This is a genomic window from Enterobacter sp. K16B, from assembly GCF_020216105.1.
In the GTDB taxonomy this organism is placed as follows: Bacteria; Pseudomonadota; Gammaproteobacteria; order Enterobacterales; family Enterobacteriaceae; genus Enterobacter; species Enterobacter sichuanensis.
Map to the genome: position 1 here is coordinate 19,714 of NZ_JAIWJZ010000021.1, position 18,827 is coordinate 38,540.

At 55.9% G+C, this 18,827-nt stretch carries 17 protein-coding genes; all 17 read left to right on the forward strand.

From position 1 onward, the window contains the following. The first annotated feature begins 131 nt into the window (after window positions 1-131). The 17 genes from wcaA to wcaM all read left to right on the forward strand — a co-directional run bounded on the left by wcaA (window position 132) and on the right by wcaM (window position 18,776). Complete coding sequence (gene wcaA / locus LDK53_RS05155) at window positions 132-974, forward strand: colanic acid biosynthesis glycosyltransferase WcaA (RefSeq protein ID WP_047959056.1); 843 nt, start codon at window positions 132-134, stop codon at window positions 972-974. Beyond that, window positions 974-1,465 (forward strand): colanic acid biosynthesis acetyltransferase WcaB, encoded by a 492-nt coding sequence (gene wcaB, locus LDK53_RS05160; RefSeq protein WP_225284799.1) that lies wholly within the window; start codon window positions 974-976, stop codon window positions 1,463-1,465. Before wcaA ends, wcaB begins: the two co-directional genes overlap by 1 nt. After that, entirely contained in the window at window positions 1,462-2,679 is a 1,218-nt protein-coding gene (gene wcaC / locus LDK53_RS05165; RefSeq protein ID WP_059386427.1) for a colanic acid biosynthesis glycosyltransferase WcaC, read from the forward strand. Before wcaB ends, wcaC begins: the two co-directional genes overlap by 4 nt. Beyond that, complete coding sequence (wcaD, locus tag LDK53_RS05170) at window positions 2,654-3,874, forward strand: colanic acid polymerase WcaD (protein WP_025758726.1); 1,221 nt, start codon at window positions 2,654-2,656, stop codon at window positions 3,872-3,874. The genes wcaC and wcaD overlap by 26 nt, the downstream gene beginning before the upstream one ends. A 12-nt stretch (window positions 3,875-3,886) precedes the next feature. After that, complete coding sequence (wcaE, locus tag LDK53_RS05175; protein WP_025758727.1) at window positions 3,887-4,633, forward strand: colanic acid biosynthesis glycosyltransferase WcaE; 747 nt, start codon at window positions 3,887-3,889, stop codon at window positions 4,631-4,633. Window positions 4,634-4,648: 15 nt separating this feature from the next. After that, window positions 4,649-5,203 (forward strand): colanic acid biosynthesis acetyltransferase WcaF, encoded by a 555-nt coding sequence (gene wcaF, locus LDK53_RS05180; RefSeq protein ID WP_025758729.1) that lies wholly within the window; start codon window positions 4,649-4,651, stop codon window positions 5,201-5,203. Window positions 5,204-5,224: 21 nt separating this feature from the next. Further along, window positions 5,225-6,346, forward strand: coding sequence for a GDP-mannose 4,6-dehydratase (gene gmd, locus LDK53_RS05185; protein WP_025758730.1), 1,122 nt, complete (start codon window positions 5,225-5,227; stop codon window positions 6,344-6,346). A 2-nt stretch (window positions 6,347-6,348) separates the two neighbouring features. After that, window positions 6,349-7,314, forward strand: a complete 966-nt coding sequence (gene fcl / locus LDK53_RS05190) for a GDP-L-fucose synthase (protein WP_025758731.1) — start codon at window positions 6,349-6,351, stop codon at window positions 7,312-7,314. A 2-nt stretch (window positions 7,315-7,316) separates the two neighbouring features. Then, entirely contained in the window at window positions 7,317-7,796 is a 480-nt protein-coding gene (locus tag LDK53_RS05195) for a GDP-mannose mannosyl hydrolase (RefSeq protein ID WP_095441738.1), read from the forward strand. Next, a complete protein-coding gene (gene wcaI, locus LDK53_RS05200; protein WP_225284800.1) occupies window positions 7,793-9,016 on the forward strand; it encodes a colanic acid biosynthesis fucosyltransferase WcaI in 1,224 nt (407 codons plus the stop codon). Before LDK53_RS05195 ends, wcaI begins: the two co-directional genes overlap by 4 nt. A 3-nt stretch (window positions 9,017-9,019) precedes the next feature. After that, complete coding sequence (gene cpsB / locus LDK53_RS05205) at window positions 9,020-10,456, forward strand: mannose-1-phosphate guanyltransferase (protein ID WP_025758735.1); 1,437 nt, start codon at window positions 9,020-9,022, stop codon at window positions 10,454-10,456. 109 nt (window positions 10,457-10,565) lie between these two features. Continuing rightward, window positions 10,566-11,936, forward strand: coding sequence for a colanic acid biosynthesis phosphomannomutase CpsG (gene cpsG / locus LDK53_RS05210; RefSeq protein ID WP_045285624.1), 1,371 nt, complete (start codon window positions 10,566-10,568; stop codon window positions 11,934-11,936). A 46-nt stretch (window positions 11,937-11,982) separates the two neighbouring features. Next, window positions 11,983-13,377, forward strand: a complete 1,395-nt coding sequence (gene wcaJ / locus LDK53_RS05215) for an undecaprenyl-phosphate glucose phosphotransferase (protein ID WP_025758738.1) — start codon at window positions 11,983-11,985, stop codon at window positions 13,375-13,377. 1 nt (window position 13,378) lies between these two features. Beyond that, window positions 13,379-14,857, forward strand: coding sequence for a colanic acid undecaprenyl disphosphate flippase WzxC (gene wzxC / locus LDK53_RS05220; RefSeq protein ID WP_225284801.1), 1,479 nt, complete (start codon window positions 13,379-13,381; stop codon window positions 14,855-14,857). A 17-nt stretch (window positions 14,858-14,874) separates the two neighbouring features. Further along, the gene (gene wcaK / locus LDK53_RS05225; RefSeq protein ID WP_213381148.1) at window positions 14,875-16,155 is read left to right on the forward strand and encodes a colanic acid biosynthesis pyruvyl transferase WcaK; all 1,281 of its coding nucleotides are present in this window, start codon (window positions 14,875-14,877) and stop codon (window positions 16,153-16,155) included. Beyond that, window positions 16,152-17,372: a colanic acid biosynthesis glycosyltransferase WcaL gene (wcaL, locus tag LDK53_RS05230; RefSeq protein WP_225284802.1), complete on the forward strand. Its 1,221-nt coding sequence runs from the start codon at window positions 16,152-16,154 to the stop codon at window positions 17,370-17,372. The genes wcaK and wcaL overlap by 4 nt, the downstream gene beginning before the upstream one ends. A 12-nt stretch (window positions 17,373-17,384) precedes the next feature. Next, on the forward strand, window positions 17,385-18,776 hold the full coding sequence (wcaM, locus tag LDK53_RS05235) for a colanic acid biosynthesis protein WcaM (protein WP_225284804.1): 1,392 nt from the start codon (window positions 17,385-17,387) through the stop codon (window positions 18,774-18,776). Window positions 18,777-18,827: the final 51 nt, after the last annotated feature.

Below are 18,827 nucleotides of genomic sequence, written 5' to 3' on the forward strand. Positions count from 1 at the left end.
TCACCCTAACCCTCTCCCCAAAGGGGAGAGGGGACTGTTCGGTGCTGGGTTTGGGGGACGAATGTAATGATAACCACTGGCTGCCTTTCACCCTCTCCCCTTTGGGGAGAGGGCCGGGGTGAGGGGAAAAAATGACCACACAACGCCCGTTAGTTTCAATCTATATGCCGACATGGAATCGTCAGCAGCTGGCGATCCGCGCAATTAAGTCGGTACTACGTCAGGATTATGAAAACTGGGAACTGATCATCGTGGATGACTGTTCCTCCTCGTATGAACAGCTGCAAAAATTTGTGACTGACCTCAACGATCCGCGGGTGGTCTATACGCACAACGCGATTAACTCCGGTGCCTGCGCGGTGCGTAATCAGGCGATTATGCAGGCCAAAGGGCAGTATCTGACCGGGATCGACGACGATGACGAATGGACGCCAAACCGCCTGTCTGTCTTCCTCTCGCACAAAGAACAGCTGGTCACGCACGCATTCCTGTATGCTAACGACTATGTCTGCCAGGGCGAGGTGTACTCGCAGCCGGCCAGTCTGCCGCTGTACCCGAAATCACCGTATTCCCGTCGCCTGTTCTACAAGCGCAACATTATCGGTAATCAGGTCTTTACCTGGGCGTGGCGCTTTAAAGAGTGCCTGTTCGATACCGAACTGAAGGCCGCGCAGGATTACGACATCTTCCTGCGCATGGTGGTGGAGTATGGCGAGCCGTGGAAAGTGGAAGAGGCCACGCAGATCCTGCACATTAACCACGGGGAGATGCAAATCACCTCCTCGCCGAAGAAATTCTCGGGCTACTTCCATTTTTACCGCAAGCACAAGGACAAGTTCGACCGTGCCAGCCGTAAATATCAGCTCTTTACCCTCTATCAGATCCGCAATAAGCGCATGAACTGGCGCACGCTGCTGACGCTGCTTTCCGTACGTAACGGCAAGCGCCTGGCTGATGGACTTCGGGGGAAATAATGTTTCTGGAAGATTGCCGCGCAAACAGCTGGAGCCTGCGCCCGTGCTGCATGGTTCTGGCGTACCGCATCGCCCATTTCTGCTCGGTGTGGCGCAAGAAAAACGTGCTGAACAATCTCTGGGCGGCACCGGTGCTGATCCTGTACCGCATCATCACGGAATGCTTTTTTGGCTATGAAATTCAGGCCGCTGCCACCATTGGCCGCCGCTTCACCATCCACCACGGCTATGCGGTGGTGATCAACAAGTTTGTGGTCGCCGGGGATGATTTCACCATTCGTCATGCGGTTACCATTGGCAACCGCGGGCCAGACAGCCTGGCCTGCCCGGTCATCGGCAATAACGTTGAGCTGGGCGCGAACGTGGTGATCATTGGTGACATCACGATTGGTAACAACGTCACGATTGGTGCTGGCAGCGTGGTGCTGGACAGCATTCCGGATAACGCGCTGGTGGTGGGAGAAAAAGCCCGCGTGAAGGTGATTAAATGAACATTCTGCAATTTAACGTACGCCTCGCAGAAGGCGGAGCAGCAGGCGTGGCGCTGGATCTGCATCAGCGCGCCCTGCAAAAAGGACTTCAGTCCCGGTTTATTTACGGCTATGGCAAAGGTGGCAAGAAAAGCGTCAGCCACGATAACTTCCCGCAGGTGCAGAAGCACACGCCGCGTCTGACGTCGATTGCCAACATTGCGCTGTTCCGTCTGTTTAACCGCGATCTGTTTGGCAACCTGAATTCACTTTATCGCACGGTGACGCGCACCACCGGCCCGGTTGTGCTCCATTTTCATGTGCTGCACAGCTACTGGCTGAATCTGGAAGAGGTGGTGGCGTTTTGCCAGAAGGTGAAGGCCCACAAGCCCGATACCCGCTTTGTCTGGACGCTGCACGATCACTGGAGCGTGACCGGCCGCTGCGCGTTTACCGACGGCTGCGAAGGCTGGAAAAATAACTGTCAGAAATGCCCGACCCTGAGCAACTACCCGCCAGTGAAAGTGGACCGCGCCCACCAGCTGGTGGAAGGAAAGCGTCAGCTGTTTCGCGACATGCTCTCGCTCGGCTGTACGTTTATCTCCCCGAGCCAGCACGTGGCCGATGCTTTCAACAGCCTGTACGGGGCAGGGCGCTGCCAGATTATCAACAACGGCATCGACGTGGCGACGGAAGCCATTCTTGCCGAACTGACGCCGGTGGCGGAAACCACAGGCAAACCTAAAATCGCCATCGTTGCCCATGACCTGCGCTATGACGGCAAAACTAACCAGCAGCTGGTGCGCGACATGATGGCGCTGGGTGACAAAATTGAACTGCACACCTTCGGCAAATTCTCGCCATTCGAAGGGGCCAACGTGGTGAATCACGGGTTTGAAACCGACAAACGCAAACTGATGAGCGCGCTGAATGAAATGGATGCGCTGGTGTTCAGCTCCCGCGTGGATAACTATCCGCTGATCCTCTGTGAAGCGCTCTCCATTGGTGTACCGGTACTTGCCACCCACAGCGACGCGGCGCGAGAAGTGCTGGAGAAATCTGGCGGGAAAACCTTCGCGGAACAGGAAATTTTGCCGCTGGTTCAGTTGCCGAAGGCGCAGATTGCCCGGACTGTTTTTGGCACTGACCTGGAATCGTTCCGCAACCGCAGCCGCAAGGCATACAGCGGACAACAGATGCTGGAGGAGTATGTCTCGTTCTATCAGAATCTGTAGTTATCTGCTGCTGCCGCTGATCTACCTGCTGGTCAACGTCAAGATTGCCCAGCTCGGCGAAAGCTTCCCGATAACCATCGTCACCTTCTTGCCCGTTCTGCTTCTGCTGTATGTCGATAAAATCAACCTGAAGAAGCTGATGATTGCCTTAGGGTTGGGCACGGGCCTGACGCTGTTTAACTACATCTTTGGCCAGTCGCTGGATGCCAGTAAATACGTCACCTCGACCATGCTGTTTGTTTATATTGTCATTATTATCGGTATGGTCTGGAGTATTCGGTTTAAAACTATTTCTCCGCACAATTATCGGAAAATCCTTAGGTTCTTTTATATTGCCGTTGCGTTAATTGTTATGCTTGCCGCCATGGAGATGGCGCAAATTATTCTCACCGGTGGCAGCAGCCTGATGGAGATAATTTCGAAATATCTCATTTACAGCAACAGCTATGTATTGAACTTCATTAAGTTTGGCGGGAAACGTACCACCGCACTCTATTTTGAACCGGCGTTTTTTGCTCTGGCATTAATCTCAATTTGGCTCAGCATCAAACAGTTTGGTATCAAAACGCCTAAGACCGATGCTATGATTCTTGCAGGAATTGTTCTGTCTGGATCGTTCTCAGGGGTAATGACATTTATCCTGTTTTACCTGCTGGAGTGGGCGTTCCAGTACCTGAACAAAGAGGCGATTAAGAAAAAACTGCCGCTGGCGATTATCTCCCTGACGGTATTTCTGGTAGGCGTGATATTTGCATTCCCGTACATCTCAGAACGTCTGGGTGATTTGGGAACGGAAGGGTCGTCGTCCTATTATCGCATTATTGGTCCACTGGTGATGGTGGGTTATTCCTTAACCCATATTGATGGCGTAGTAAGATTCGGCTCACTTTACGAATATGTTGCATCATTCGGAATCTTTAACGGTGCGGATGTCGGTAAAACCATAGACAATGGTCTGTATCTGTTAATTATTTATTTTTCGTGGTTCGCCGTACTGTTGACGCTGTGGTATCTGTTTAAAGTTTTCAAAATGATGATTAACGCGTTTGGTGATAACCAGAACTTTCGCGTGCAGCTTTATCTGTTCACACCGGTGTCGCTGTTTTTTACCGGGTCAATATTTAGCCCGGAATATGCGTTCTTAATTGTTTGTCCGTTTATTTTGCGTAAAGCGCTTAATATTACGAATTCATGACGAGGTGGTCTTATGTTTCTTAGCGTCATTACTGTCGCTTTTCGTAATTACGAAGGGGTGGTAAAAACCTGGCGCTCGCTGCGTAACCTGGCGCGCGACCCAAGCCTCACCTTTGAGTGGATTGTGGTCGACGGTGGCTCGAACGATGGCACGGCGGAGTTTCTCGAAAAACTCAACGGTGAGTTCAACTTACGCTACGTCAGCGAGAAAGATAAAGGCATCTACGATGCAATGAACAAAGGCATCAACATGGCGCAAGGGCGCTACGCCATCTTCCTTAATTCCGGTGATGTTTTCCACGATGACGTGGCGCTGTTTGCCCGTCAGCTGGCGCGCCAGAAAGAGGACGCCATGTATATTGGTGACGCGCTGCTCGATTTTGGCGACGGACATAAAATATGCCGGAGCGCGAAGCCAGGCTGGTATATCTACCACAGCTTGCCGGCCAGCCATCAGGCCATTTTCTTCCCGGTTAAGGGTCTGAAGAAACAGCCTTACGATTTGCAATATAAAGTCTCTTCGGATTATGCGCTGGCCGCCAGTCTGTATAAATCCGGCTACCCGTTCCGTCGCCTGAAAGGCCTGGTGTCGGAATTTTCAATGGGCGGCGTGTCAACGTCTAATAATCTGGAGTTGTGCCAGGATGCCAAAAATGTGCAGCGTAAAATATTACGCGTGCCGGGGTTCTGGGCGGAATTATCTTATTTATTACGCCTGCGTACGACAGGTAAAACGAAAACCTTATATAACAAAGCCTGAATATAAGGAAACGCAATGCAGGATCTGAGCGGTTTCTCCGTGCCGAAAGGTTTTCGGGGCGGGAGCGGTATTAAAGTGCAACTGTGGTGGGCCGTTCAGGCAACGTTATTTGCCTGGTCACCGCAAATATTGTACCGCTGGCGAGCATTTTTATTGCGCCTGTTTGGCGCAAAAATCGGAAAAAACGTAGTCATTCGGCCTTCGGTGAAAATTACCTACCCCTGGAAATTAACGCTCGGGGATTACGCATGGGTAGGGGATGACGCGGTGTTATATACCCTGGGTGAGATTACGATTGGCGCGAATTCGGTGGTGTCACAGAAATGTTATTTGTGCACCGGCAGCCATGACTTTATGAGTCAGCATTTTGATATTACCGCTTCGCCTGTTGTGATTGGCGAAAAATGCTGGCTGGCAACGGATGTTTTTGTTGCACCGGGTGTTTCTGTTGGTGATGGCACGGTAGTCGGTGCCCGCAGCAGCGTTTTTAAATCGCTACCGGCAAATACAGTTTGCCGTGGCAACCCCGCAGTGGTGATACGCGAACGCGTTGAAACTGAAAAACTTTGATAAGTACAGAGGAATATAAACATGTCTAAAGTCGCTCTCATCACCGGCGTTACCGGGCAGGATGGTTCTTACCTGGCAGAGTTACTGCTGGAAAAAGGTTATGAAGTACACGGTATTAAACGTCGTGCGTCTTCTTTCAACACCGAACGTGTCGATCATATTTACCAGGATCCGCACGCGGCGAACCCGAAATTCCACCTGCACTACGGCGACCTGACCGATACCTCCAACCTGACCCGTATCCTGCAGGAAGTGCAGCCGGATGAAGTCTACAACCTGGGCGCGATGAGCCACGTTGCGGTCTCCTTCGAATCCCCGGAATACACCGCTGACGTGGACGCCATGGGTACCCTGCGTCTGCTGGAAGCCATTCGCTTCCTGGGTCTGGAGAAGAAAACCCGTTTCTACCAGGCATCCACCTCTGAGCTGTATGGCCTGGTGCAGGAAATCCCGCAGAAAGAGACCACACCGTTCTACCCACGTTCTCCGTACGCGGTAGCAAAACTGTACGCCTACTGGATCACCGTGAACTACCGTGAATCCTACGGCATGTACGCCTGTAACGGCATTCTGTTCAACCACGAATCACCGCGCCGCGGCGAAACCTTCGTGACCCGCAAAATCACCCGCGCTATCGCCAACATCGCGCAGGGTCTGGAATCATGCCTGCACCTCGGCAACATGGACTCCCTGCGTGACTGGGGCCATGCCAAAGACTACGTGAAAATGCAGTGGATGATGCTGCAGCAGGACAAACCGGAAGACTTCGTGATCGCCACCGGCGTGCAGTACTCCGTACGTCAGTTCGTGGAAATGGCTGCCGCGCAGCTGGGTATCAAACTGCGCTTTGAAGGTACCGGCGTGGAAGAGAAGGGCATCGTGGTGTCCGTGACCGGTCACGACGCGCCGGGCGTGAAGCCAGGCGACGTGATTGTCCAGGTTGACCCGCGCTACTTCCGTCCTGCTGAAGTGGAAACCCTGCTGGGCGACCCAACCAAAGCGCACGAGAAACTGGGCTGGAAACCAGAAACCACTCTGCAGGAGATGGTCTCTGAGATGGTGGCCAAAGATCTTGAAGCAGCGAAAAAACACTCTCTGCTCAAGTCTCATGGCTACGAGGTTGCCATCGCGCTGGAGTCCTGAGAATGACAAAACAACGTATTTTTGTCGCCGGTCATCGCGGAATGGTGGGTTCCGCGATTGTTCGACAGCTGGAGCAGCGCGGTGACGTCGAGGTGATTGTCCGCACGCGTGACGAGCTGAACCTGCTCGACAGCCGTGCGGTACAGGACTTCTTTGCCAGCGAACGCATTGACCAGGTGTATCTGGCGGCGGCGAAGGTGGGCGGTATTGTTGCCAACAACACCTACCCGGCGGATTTCATCTACGAAAACATGATGATCGAGAGCAACATCATTCACGCGGCGCATCTGCACAACGTGAACAAGCTGCTGTTCCTCGGCTCATCCTGTATTTACCCAAAAATGGCGAAGCAGCCGATCGCCGAAAGCGAGCTGCTGCAGGGAACCCTGGAAGCGACCAACGAGCCGTACGCGATTGCCAAGATTGCCGGGATCAAGCTGTGCGAGTCCTACAACCGCCAGTACAACCGTGACTATCGTTCGGTGATGCCGACCAACCTGTACGGACCGCACGACAACTTCCACCCGAGCAACTCGCACGTGATCCCGGCGCTGCTGCGTCGTTTCCACGAGGCGACCGCCGAGAACGCACCGGACGTGGTGGTGTGGGGCAGCGGCACGCCGATGCGTGAATTCCTGCACGTGGACGACATGGCTGCCGCCAGCATTCACGTGATGGAGCTGGATCGCGAAGTGTGGCAGGAGAACACCGAGCCGATGCTGTCGCACATCAACGTGGGCACCGGCGTGGACTGCACCATTCGCGAGCTGGCGCAAACCATCGCGCAGGTGGTGGGCTACAAAGGCCGAGTGGTGTTTGACGCCACCAAGCCGGACGGCACGCCGCGCAAACTGCTGGACGTGACGCGACTGCATCAGCTGGGCTGGTATCACGAGGTGTCACTGGAGCAGGGGCTGGCCAGTACCTACCAGTGGTTCCTGGAAAACCAGCATCGCTTCCGGGGGTAATGATGTTTTTAAGTCAGGAAGATTTTGCCACGGTGGTGCGTTCCACTCCGCTCATCTCAATTGATTTGATCGTGGAGAACGAACGCGGCGAGTTCTTGCTGGGGAAACGAACCAACCGTCCTGCACAGGGCTTCTGGTTCGTGCCCGGCGGGCGCGTGCAGAAGGATGAGACGTTGAGCGATGCGTTTGAGCGTCTCACTCTGGCGGAACTGGGCCTGCAGCTGCCGATGGCAGCGGGCCAGTTTTACGGGGTCTGGCAGCACTTCTATGACGATAACTTTTCAGGTACCGGGTTCTCCACGCACTACATCGTGCTGGGGTTCCGCCTGAAGGTGAGTGAGGCAGACCTGCGTCTGCCTGATTCTCAGCATGACGACTACCGCTGGCAGACGCCAGAGGCGCTGCTGGCGAGCGACAATGTGCACGACAACAGCCGTGCCTATTTCCTTGCCGATCGTCAGTCTGAGGTGCCGGGCCTATGAAGATCCTTGTATACGGAATCAACTACTCGCCGGAGCTGACCGGTATCGGGAAATATACCGGCGAGATGGTCGAGTGGATGGCGAGCCAGGGACATGACGTGCGGGTCATTACCGCGCCGCCGTACTACCCGGAATGGAAAGTGGGGGAGCGCTACTCCAGCTGGCGCTACCGTCGCGAAGAGGGCGCGGCGACCGTCTGGCGCTGTCCGCTGTATGTGCCGAAGCAGCCCTCGACGCTGAAACGGCTGATTCATCTCGGCAGCTTTGCGCTGAGCAGCTTCTTCCCGCTGATGGCGCAGCGTCGCTGGAAGCCGGATCGCATCATCGGCGTGGTGCCGACGCTGTTTTGCACGCCGGGCATGCGCCTGCTGGGCAAACTCTCCGGCGCACGCACCCTGCTGCACATTCAGGATTATGAAGTTGACGCCATGCTGGGCCTGGGGATGGCAGGCAAAAGCAAAGGCGGCAAGGTGGCGAAGCTCGCCAGCGCGTTTGAGCGTAGTGGTCTGCATAACGTCGATTATGTCTCGACCATTTCGCGCTCAATGATGAACAAGGCGCAGGAGAAGGGCGTCCCGGCCCAGAAGGTGATCTTCTTCCCGAACTGGTCCGAAGTGGCGCGTTTTCGCGAAGTGACTGAGCAAGACGCCCAGACGTTACGTGCAGAGCTCGGTCTGCCTGATGATCAAAAAATCATTCTTTACTCAGGCAACATCGGCGAAAAGCAGGGGCTGGAGAACGTGATTGAAGCGGCTCAGCAGCTGAGCCAGCATCCATGGATGTTTGTGATTGTCGGGCAGGGCGGTGGGAAAGCGCGGCTGGAGAAGATGGCGAGCGAGCGCGGCCTGTCCAACGTGAAGTTCTTCCCGCTTCAGTCCTACGAGGCACTGCCTGCGCTGCTGAAGATGGGCGACTGCCATCTGGTGGTGCAAAAACGCGGCGCGGCGGATGCGGTGCTGCCGTCCAAGCTGACCAACATTCTGGCAGTGGGCGGTAACGCGGTGATTACGGCCGAAGCCGAAACCGAATTAGGCCAGCTGTGTGACAGCTACCCGGGGATTGCGGTGTGCGTGGAGCCGGAATCGGTCCCGGCGCTGGTCTCCGGCATTGAACAGGCACTTGCCATGCCAAAAGTAAACACGGTGGCACGTGAATATGCCGAACGCACGCTCGATAAAGAGAACGTGCTGAGCCAATTTATTGCAGATATACGGGGATAAATCATGAGTCAAACCACTTTGTATCCGGTTGTGATGGCTGGTGGCTCTGGTAGCCGGTTGTGGCCGCTGTCCCGCGTGCTCTATCCAAAACAGTTCCTCTGCCTGAAAGGGGATCTCACCATGCTGCAGACGACGGTAAACCGTCTGCAGGGCGTGGAGTGTGAAAGCCCGGTGGTGATTTGTAACGAACAGCACCGTTTTATTGTTGCCGAGCAGCTGCGCCAGCTGAACAAACTCACAGAAAATATCATTCTGGAGCCTGCCGGACGCAACACCGCACCCGCGATCGCTCTGGCGGCGCTGGCGGCAAAACGCAGCAGCCCGGATTGTGATCCGCTGATGCTGGTGCTGGCGGCAGACCATGTTATCCAGCAGGAAGAGGCCTTCCGCGACGCGGTTCGCGCGGCCATTCCTTACGCGGAAAGTGGCAAGCTGGTGACCTTCGGCATCGTGCCGGATCTGCCGGAAACCGGCTATGGCTATATTCGTCGCGGCAACGTAACGCCGGGCGAAGGCGACAGCGTGGCGTTCGACGTGGCGCAGTTCGTTGAGAAACCGAATCTGGAAACCGCGCAGGCCTACGTCGCCAGCGGGGAATATTACTGGAACAGCGGCATGTTCCTGTTCCGCGCCGGTCGCTATCTGGAAGAGTTGCAGAAATACCGTCCGGATATCCTGAGCGCCTGCGAAAAAGCCATGAACGTGGTGGATCCGGATCTCGATTTTATCCGCGTCGACGAAGCAGCTTTCCTCGCCTGTCCGGAAGAGTCTATTGACTACGCGGTCATGGAGCGCACGGCAGACGCCGTGGTGGTGCCGATGGATGCGGGCTGGAGCGATGTGGGCTCCTGGTCCTCTCTGTGGGAGATCAGCGCCCATACCCCGGAGGGTAACGTCCATCACGGTGATGTGATTAGCCACAAAACCGAGAACAGCTACGTCTACGCCGAATCCGGCCTGGTGACTACGGTCGGGGTGAAAGATCTGGTGGTGGTTCAGACGAAAGACGCCGTGCTGATTGCCGACCGTAACGCCGTGCAGGACGTTAAAAAAGTGGTTGAGAAGATCAAGGCGGATGGCCGACACGAGCACCACATCCACCGCGAAGTGTACCGTCCGTGGGGCAAATACGACTCCATCGATGCGGGCGAACGTTATCAGGTGAAGCGCATCACCGTGAAACCGGGCGAGGGGCTGTCGGTGCAGATGCACCACCACCGCGCGGAGCACTGGGTGGTGGTAGCAGGTACGGCGAAGGTCACCATCGACGGTGAAGTGAAACTGCTGGGCGAAAATGAGTCCATCTATATTCCGCTGGGGGCGACGCACTGTCTGGAGAACCCGGGGAAAATTCCTCTCGACTTAATTGAGGTGCGCTCCGGCTCGTATCTGGAAGAGGACGATATCGTGCGCTTCCAGGACCGCTACGGCCGGGTCTAGCACCGTCTTAAACGCCGGATGGCGCTTCGCTTATCCGGCCTACGAATGAATAAAAACAATTTTGCCTGTTAATCGGGCGGGCCAACTGTTGCCTGAAAAAGGGGTCATCATGGAAAAGTTAACCTGTTTTAAAGCCTACGATATTCGCGGCAAGCTGGGCGAAGAGCTGAATGAAGACATTGCGTGGCGCATTGGCCGCGCGTACGGCGAATATCTGAAGCCAAAAACCATCGTGCTGGGCGGCGACGTGCGTCTGACCAGTGAATCCCTGAAGCTGGCCCTGGCGAAAGGGCTGCAGGACGCGGGGGTGGACGTGCTGGACATCGGCCTGTCCGGGACCGAAGAGATCTATTTTGCCACTTTCCACCTCGGCGTGGACGGCGGGATCGAAGTCACCGCCAGCCATAACCCGATGGATTACAACGGCATGAAACTGGTGCGCAAGGGTGCGCGTCCTATCAGCGGCGACACCGGACTGCGCGACGTGCAGCGTCTGGCAGAAGCTAACGATTTCCCGCCGGTGAACGAGGCGAAGCGCGGTAGCTACAAAAAAATCAACCTGCAGAAAGAGTACATCGACCACCTGCTGGGCTACATCAACGTGGCAAACCTCAAGCCGCTGAAGCTGGTGATTAACTCCGGTAACGGCGCGGCCGGCCCGGTGGTGGATGCCCTGGAAGCCCGCTTTAAAGCGCTTAACGTGCCGGTGACGTTCGTCAAAGTGCACAACACACCGGACGGCAACTTCCCGAACGGTATTCCTAACCCGCTGCTGCCGGAGTGCCGCGACGACACCCGTAACGCGGTCATCGAGCATGGCGCGGATATGGGGATCGCCTTTGACGGCGATTTCGACCGCTGCTTCCTGTTCGACGAGAAAGGCCAGTTCATCGAAGGCTACTACATTGTCGGCCTGCTGGCGGAAGCGTTCCTTGAGAAAAACCCTGGCGCGAAGATCATTCATGACCCGCGTCTGTCCTGGAACACCGTTGACGTGGTCTCTGCCGCAGGCGGCACGCCGGTGATGTCCAAAACCGGTCACGCCTTTATTAAAGAACGCATGCGCGAAGAAGACGCCATCTACGGCGGCGAGATGAGCGCCCACCACTACTTCCGTGATTTCGCCTACTGCGACAGCGGGATGATCCCGTGGCTGCTGGTGACCGAGCTGCTGTGCCTGAAGGGGAAAACCCTCGGCGAGCTGGTACGCGACCGTATGGCGGCGTTCCCGGCGAGCGGAGAGATCAACAGCAAGCTGGCGCAGCCTGCCGAGGCCATTGCCCGCGTGGAGCAGCACTTTGCCATTCACGCGCTGGAAATTGACCGCACCGACGGCATCAGCATGGCGTTCCCGCAGTGGCGCTTTAACCTGCGCTCGTCCAATACCGAGCCGGTGGTGCGCCTGAACGTGGAATCCCGCGCCGACACCGCGCTGATGGAAGCCCGAACGAAGGACATTCTGGCGCTGTTGAATCAGTAATATTTGCCCCTCCCGGTGGGAGGGGAAACCGAATACAGGAACAACGATGACGAATCTAAAAAAACGCGAACGAGCGAGAACGAATGCATCGTTAATCTCTATGGTGCAGCGTTTTTCTGATATCACCATCATGGTCGGTGGATTGTGGGCGGTGTGTCGGATCAGCGGGCAATCGTTCTTATACATGCATCTGCTGATGGCACTGATTGCGCTGGTTGTGTTTCAGATGATCGGCGGGATGACGGATTTCTATCGTTCGTGGCGTGGCGTCAAAATGACCACCGAACTGATGCTGTTGCTGCAGAACTGGACCTTAAGCCTGATCTTCAGTGCGGGTCTGGTGGCGTTCAGCCATGATTTTGATAATCGTCTGGTGACCTATCTCTGCTGGTATCTGGTGACCAGCGTCGGCATGGTGGTTTGTCGCTCCCTGATCCGCTTCGGCGCGGGCTGGCTGCGTAACCGGGGCTATAACCGTCGCTTCGTTGCCGTAGCAGGGGATTTGCCGGTCGGGCAGGTGCTGCTCGACAGCTTCCGCAAAGAGCCGTGGTTAGGGTTTGAAGTGGTCGGGATTTATCACGACGCGAAGCCGGGCGGCGTGCCTGCGGACTGGGCGGGCAACTACGAACAGCTGATTGACGATGCCAAAGCGGGCAAAATTCACAACGTTTACATCGCTATGCAGATGAAAGACGAATCCCGCATTAAGCAACTGATGCGCGAGCTGGCGGATACCACCTGCTCGGTGATCCTGATCCCGGACGTGTTTACCTTCAACATCCTTCACTCCCGCATTGAAGAGGTGAACGGCGTGCCGGTGGTACCGCTGTACGACACGCCGCTGTCAGGGATTAACCGCGTGCTGAAGCGTCTGGAAGATATCGTGCTCTCTTCACTGATCCTCCTGCTGATCTCCCCGGTGCTGTGCTGCATTGCCCTGGCGGTGAAGCTGAGCTCTCCCGGGCCGGTTATCTTCCGCCAGACCCGCTACGGCATGGACGGTAAGCCCATTATGGTGTGGAAATTCCGCTCCATGAAGGTGATGGAAAACGACAAAGTGGTCACCCAGGCCACGCAGAACGATCCGCGCGTGACCCGCGTGGGGAACTTCCTGCGCCGTACCTCGCTGGATGAACTCCCGCAGTTTATCAACGTCTTTACCGGCGGCATGTCGATTGTCGGACCTCGTCCCCATGCGGTTGCCCACAACGAACAGTACCGCTCGCTGATTGAAGGCTACATGCTGCGCCATAAAGTGAAGCCAGGCATCACCGGCTGGGCGCAGATCAACGGCTGGCGCGGTGAAACCGACACGCTGGAAAAAATGGAAAAACGCATTGAATTCGACCTGGAGTACATCCGTGAGTGGAGCCTCTGGTTTGATATCAAGATTGTTTTTCTGACCATCTTTAAAGGTTTCGTGAACAAAGCGGCGTACTAAGATGAGCTTACGTGAAAAAACCATCAGCGGCGCCAAGTGGTCAGCGATGGCGACCATCGTCATCATTGGCCTCGGCCTGGTGCAGATGACCGTGCTGGCGCGCATTATCGATAACCACCAGTTCGGCCTGCTGACCGTTTCGCTGGTGATTATCGCGCTGGCCGATACGTTGTCTGATTTTGGTATCGCCAACTCGATTATCCAGCGCAAAGAGATTAGCCATCTGGAGCTGACCACGCTCTACTGGCTGAACGTCGGGCTGGGGATTTTCGTGTTTGTGCTGGTGTTCCTGCTGAGCGATACCATCGCCAGCGTGCTGCACAGCCCGGATCTGGCGCCGCTGATGCGTACGCTGTCGTTTGCTTTCGTGGTGATCCCCCACGGGCAGCAGTTCCGCGCGCTGATGCAGAAAGAGCTGGAGTTCAACAAGATCGGCATGATCGAGACCAGCGCCGTGCTGGCGGGCTTTACCTTCACCGTGGTGAGCGCCCATTTCTGGCCGCTGGCCATGACCGCCATTCTGGGGTATCTGGTTAACTCTGCCGTGCGCACGCTGCTGTTCGGCTATTTTGGCCGCAAGATCTACCGTCCGGGGCTGCATTTCTCACTGGCGTCCGTCTCCTCCAACCTGCGTTTTGGCGCATGGCTGACGGCGGACAGCATCATCAACTATGTGAACACCAATCTCTCCACGCTGGTGCTGGCCCGTATTCTCGGGGCGAGCGTCGCGGGGGGCTACAACCTGGCCTATAACGTTGCGGTCGTCCCGCCGATGAAGCTGAACCCGATTATTACCCGCGTGCTGTTCCCGGCGTTCGCCAAGATTCAGGACGACACCGAGAAGCTGCGGGTCAATTTCTACAAGCTGCTCTCCGTGGTGGGGATTATCAACTTCCCGGTTCTGCTGGGGCTGATGGTGGTTTCCAGCAATTTCGTGCCGCTGGTGTTTGGTGAAAAATGGAACGGTATTATCCCGATCCTGCAGCTGCTTTGCGTGGTGGGGCTGCTGCGCTCCGTGGGGAATCCGATCGGTTCTCTGCTGATGGCAAAAGCGCGCGTGGATATCAGCTTTAAGTTCAACGTCTTTAAAACCTTCCTGTTTATTCCGGCAATCATCGTCGGTGGACACATGGCGGGCGCCATCGGCGTCACGCTTGGCTTCCTGCTGGTGCAGGTCGTCAACACCGTGCTGAGCTACTTCATCATGCTCAAGCCGGTGCTGGGCTCCAGCTACCGTCAGTACATCCTGAGCCTGTGGCTGCCGTTCTATCTCTCCCTGCCGACCCTGGCGGTGAGCTACGGCCTGGGCATGATCCTGACCGGTCATCTGCCGCTGGCGGCGCTGCTGGCGGTGCAGGTTGCCGCGGGCGCGCTGGCATTCGTCGTGATGATTGTGCTGTCACGCAATGCGCTGGTGGTGGAGATGAAGCGCCAGTTTTGCCGTAACGAAAAAATGAAAACGCTGCTTCGCGCAGGCTAGTTATTTAAGAGGCCATTATGAAATTATTAATTCTTGGCAACCATACCTGCGGCAACCGTGGCGACAGCGCCATCCTGCGCGGTTTACTGGATGCGATTAACACCCTTAAGCCTGAGACCGAAGTGGACGTGATGAGCCGTTATCCGGTCAGCTCATCCTGGTTACTCAATCGCCCGGTGATGGGCGACCCGCTCTACAGCCAGATGAAACAGCATAACAACGCCGCGGGCGTGATGGGGCGCGTGAAGAAAGTGCTGCGTCGTCGCTACCAGCACCAGGTGCTGCTTTCCCGGGTGACCGATACCGGCAAGCTGCGCAACATCGCTATCGCCCAGGGCTTTACCGATTTCGTTCGTCTGCTGTCGGGCTATGACGCGATTATTCAGGTCGGCGGGTCGTTCTTCGTCGATCTGTACGGTGTACCGCAGTTTGAACATGCGCTGTGTACGTTCATGGCGAAAAAGCCGCTGTTTATGATTGGTCACAGCGTGGGGCCGTTCCAGGATCCGCAGTTTAACCAGCTGGCAAACTACGTTTTCGGCCACTGCGATGCCCTGATCCTGCGCGAGTCGGTCAGTCTTGAAATGATGAAGCGCAGCGAGATCGACACCTCGAAAGTGGAGCACGGCGTGGACACGGCCTGGCTGGTGGATCATCAGGAAGAGAGCTTCCAGGCAAGCTACGCGGTGCAGCACTGGCTGGATGTGGCGGCGAAACAGAAAACCGTCGCGATTACCCTGCGCGAGCTGGCCCCCTTCGATAAACGTTTAGGTACCACGCAGGCGGCATATGAGAAAGCGTTCGCTGACGTGGTGAACCGCGTGCTGGACAGCGGTTATCAGGTGCTGGCGCTCTCCACCTGCACCGGTATCGACAGCTATAACAAAGACGACCGCATGGTGGCGCTCAACCTGCGCAACCTGGTCAATGACCCGTCCCGCTATCACGTGGTGATGGACGAACTGAATGACCTCGAGATGGGCAAGCTGCTCTCCGCCTGCGACCTGACGGTGGGCACTCGTCTGCACTCGGCGATTATCTCCATGAACTTCGGTACGCCGGCGATTGCCATTAACTATGAGCACAAGTCCGCCGGGATCATGCAGCAGCTCGGTATGCCGGAAATGGCCGTGGATATCCGTCATCTGCTGGATGGTTCGCTCGGTGCGATGGTCGGGGACACGCTGGGTCAGTTGCCTGCCATCAATGAACGCCTGGCCGTGGCGGTGAAAGCCGAGCGCGAGAAGGGGATGGGGATGGTGAAATCGGTACTCGATCGCGTCCGGGAGGGGAAATGAAGGTTGGTTTCTTCTTACTGAAATTTCCGCTGTCGTCTGAAACCTTTGTTCTGAACCAAATCACCGCGTTTATCGATATGGGATATGACGTGGAGATCATCGCCCTGCAAAAGGGCGATACCCAAAACACCCATGCGGCGTATAGCCAGTACGGGCTGGAGGCGAAAACCCGCTGGCTGCAGGATGAGCCGTCCGGGAAGCTGAGCAAACTGCGCCACCGGGCCAGCCAGACCTTACGCGGGATCCATCGCCCGTCGACCTGGCGCGCGCTGAATATTTCCCGCTATGGCGCGGAGTCGCGCAATCTGATCCTGTCGGCCATTTGCGGGCAAACGGCGCAGCCGTATCGTGCGGATGTGTTTATCGCCCACTTTGGCCCGGCGGGCGTCACCGCGGCGAAACTGCGTGAACTGGGGGTGATCGACGGGAAAATCGCGACCATTTTCCACGGCATTGACATCTCCAGCCGTGAAGTGCTGAACCACTACACGCCGGAGTATCAGCAGCTTTTCCGCCGCGGCGACATGATGCTGCCTATCAGCGAACTGTGGGCCGGACGCCTTAAAAACATGGGCTGCCCGGGAGAGAAAATTGCTGTTTCGCGCATGGGCGTGGATCTCACGCGCTTTACCCGCCGTCCGGTGAAGGTGCCGGGCAAACCGCTGCAAATTATCTCCGTTGCTCGCCTGACCGAGAAAAAAGGGCTGCATGTGGCGATTGAAGCCTGCCGCCAGCTGAAGGCGCGCGGGGTGGATTTCCACTATCGCATTCTCGGGATTGGCCCGTGGGAGCGTCGTCTGCGCACGCTTATCGAACAATATCAGCTTGAAGATGTTGTCGAGATGCCGGGCTTTAAGCCGAGCCACGAGGTCAAGGCGATGCTCGACGAGGCGGACGTCTTCCTGCTGCCGTCCGTAACGGGCACCGATGGCGACATGGAAGGCATCCCGGTGGCGTTAATGGAGGCGATGGCCGTCGGCATTCCGGTGGTATCGACCCTGCACAGCGGGATCCCGGAGCTTATCCAGTCTGACTATTCCGGCTGGCTGGTGCCGGAAAATAACGCCATGGCGCTGGCCGACCGCTTAGCCGCTTTCAGCGACATCGACCAGCAGGCGCTGGAGCCCGTGCTCCACAATGCCCGACAAAAAGTCGAGGCAGATTTTAACCAGCAGGTGATCAATCGTCAGTTAGCGAGCCTGCTGCAAACGTTGTAACGCCGAGGTTGTATGCTGAAAAAGATTACCCGACGCACTTTTGTCTCTTCTCTCTCCGCGCTGGCGGCCACGCCGCTGCTCTCCTCCCGCCTTGCGCGGGCGGCAGGCGGAAGAACGGTTTCTGTTAATCAGTACAATAACAACGACTGGATCGCCGCCTTTAAGCAGGCGTTTACCGAAGGGGACACGGTTGTGGTCCCCGCAGGGCTGACCTGCGAAAACATCAATACCGGCATTTTCATTCCTGACGGGAAAACGCTGCTAATCCGCGGGGCGTTAACCGGCAACGGACGGGGCCGCTTTGTCCTGCAGGAGGGCAGTAAGGTCATTGGCGAGGGCGAGGGACGCACGGAAAATATTACCCTGGACGTTCGCGGCTCTGACTGTGCTATCAAAGGACTCGCGATGAGCGGGTTTGGTCCGGTGACGCAGATCTACATCGGCGGTAAGAAGCCCAGCGTGATGCGCAATCTGGTCATTGATAACATCCGCGTGAGCCAGGCCAACTATGCCATTCTGCGCCAGGGTTTCCATAACCAGGTGGACGGCGCCCGCATCACCAACAGCAAATTTAGCCACCTGCAGGGCGATGCGATCGAGTGGAACGTCGCCATTAATGACCGCAATATCCTGATTTCCGACCATGTGATCGACAACATCAACTGCACCAACGGCAAGATCAACTGGGGCATTGGCATTGGTCTTGCCGGAAGTACCTACGATAACGACTATCCTGAGAAGCAAACCGTTAAGAACTTCGTGGTGGCCAACATCACTGGCAGCAACTGTCGTCAGTTGGTGCACGTCGAAAACGGAAAACATTTTGTTATCCGCAATATAAAGGCCAAAAATATCACCCCTGACTTCAGTAAAAAGGCGGGAATTGATAACGCTACGGTAGCGATTTATGGCTGTGATAATTTCATTATTGATAATGTCGACATGGTCAATAGCGCCGGCATGTTAATCGGTTATGGGGTGATAAAGGGCGATTATTTGTCCATTCCACAGAACTTCAAACTCAACAATATCCATCTCGATAATCGCCAGCTTGCCTATAAGCTGCGCGGAATACAAATTTCATCCGGTAACGCGACGTCGTTTGTGGCGATTACCAACGTTGAGATGCAGCGCGCCACCCTGGAGCTGCACAATAAGCCCCAGCATCTTTTTATGCGCAATATCAATGTGATGCAGGAAGCCGCTGTGGGCCCGGCCCTGAAGATCAATTTCGACCTGCGTAAGGACGTGCGGGGGAAATTCATGGCGAGAGACGAGACGCTGCTGTCACTGGCGAACATTAAAGCAGTGAATGAGAAAGGACAAAGTTCGGTGGATATTGACCGGGTCGATCAGCAGGTGGTGAATACCGAACGGCTGAATTTTGCGCTTCCGCACAGTTAATCGACAAGCGTCAGTTTTGAGACTATTCCTGGTACGAAATTGTGATCGAAT

What these genes read in the sequence shown, in the direction of transcription:
- wcaC (WP_059386427.1), top strand. Translation starts at nt 1,462, where the DNA reads ATGAACATTCTGCAATTTAACGTACGCCTCGCAGAAGGCGGAGCAGCA.
- wcaM (WP_225284804.1), top strand. Translation starts at nt 17,385, where the DNA reads ATGCTGAAAAAGATTACCCGACGCACTTTTGTCTCTTCTCTCTCCGCG.
- wcaE (WP_025758727.1), top strand. Translation starts at nt 3,887, where the DNA reads ATGTTTCTTAGCGTCATTACTGTCGCTTTTCGTAATTACGAAGGGGTG.
- cpsG (WP_045285624.1), top strand. Translation starts at nt 10,566, where the DNA reads ATGGAAAAGTTAACCTGTTTTAAAGCCTACGATATTCGCGGCAAGCTG.
- wzxC (WP_225284801.1), top strand. Translation starts at nt 13,379, where the DNA reads ATGAGCTTACGTGAAAAAACCATCAGCGGCGCCAAGTGGTCAGCGATG.
- wcaA (WP_047959056.1), top strand. Translation starts at nt 132, where the DNA reads ATGACCACACAACGCCCGTTAGTTTCAATCTATATGCCGACATGGAAT.
- wcaK (WP_213381148.1), top strand. Translation starts at nt 14,875, where the DNA reads ATGAAATTATTAATTCTTGGCAACCATACCTGCGGCAACCGTGGCGAC.
- wcaB (WP_225284799.1), top strand. Translation starts at nt 974, where the DNA reads ATGTTTCTGGAAGATTGCCGCGCAAACAGCTGGAGCCTGCGCCCGTGC.
- wcaI (WP_225284800.1), top strand. Translation starts at nt 7,793, where the DNA reads ATGAAGATCCTTGTATACGGAATCAACTACTCGCCGGAGCTGACCGGT.
- fcl (WP_025758731.1), top strand. Translation starts at nt 6,349, where the DNA reads ATGACAAAACAACGTATTTTTGTCGCCGGTCATCGCGGAATGGTGGGT.
- wcaL (WP_225284802.1), top strand. Translation starts at nt 16,152, where the DNA reads ATGAAGGTTGGTTTCTTCTTACTGAAATTTCCGCTGTCGTCTGAAACC.
- cpsB (WP_025758735.1), top strand. Translation starts at nt 9,020, where the DNA reads ATGAGTCAAACCACTTTGTATCCGGTTGTGATGGCTGGTGGCTCTGGT.
- wcaJ (WP_025758738.1), top strand. Translation starts at nt 11,983, where the DNA reads ATGACGAATCTAAAAAAACGCGAACGAGCGAGAACGAATGCATCGTTA.
- LDK53_RS05195 (WP_095441738.1), top strand. Translation starts at nt 7,317, where the DNA reads ATGTTTTTAAGTCAGGAAGATTTTGCCACGGTGGTGCGTTCCACTCCG.
- wcaF (WP_025758729.1), top strand. Translation starts at nt 4,649, where the DNA reads ATGCAGGATCTGAGCGGTTTCTCCGTGCCGAAAGGTTTTCGGGGCGGG.
- gmd (WP_025758730.1), top strand. Translation starts at nt 5,225, where the DNA reads ATGTCTAAAGTCGCTCTCATCACCGGCGTTACCGGGCAGGATGGTTCT.
- wcaD (WP_025758726.1), top strand. Translation starts at nt 2,654, where the DNA reads ATGTCTCGTTCTATCAGAATCTGTAGTTATCTGCTGCTGCCGCTGATC.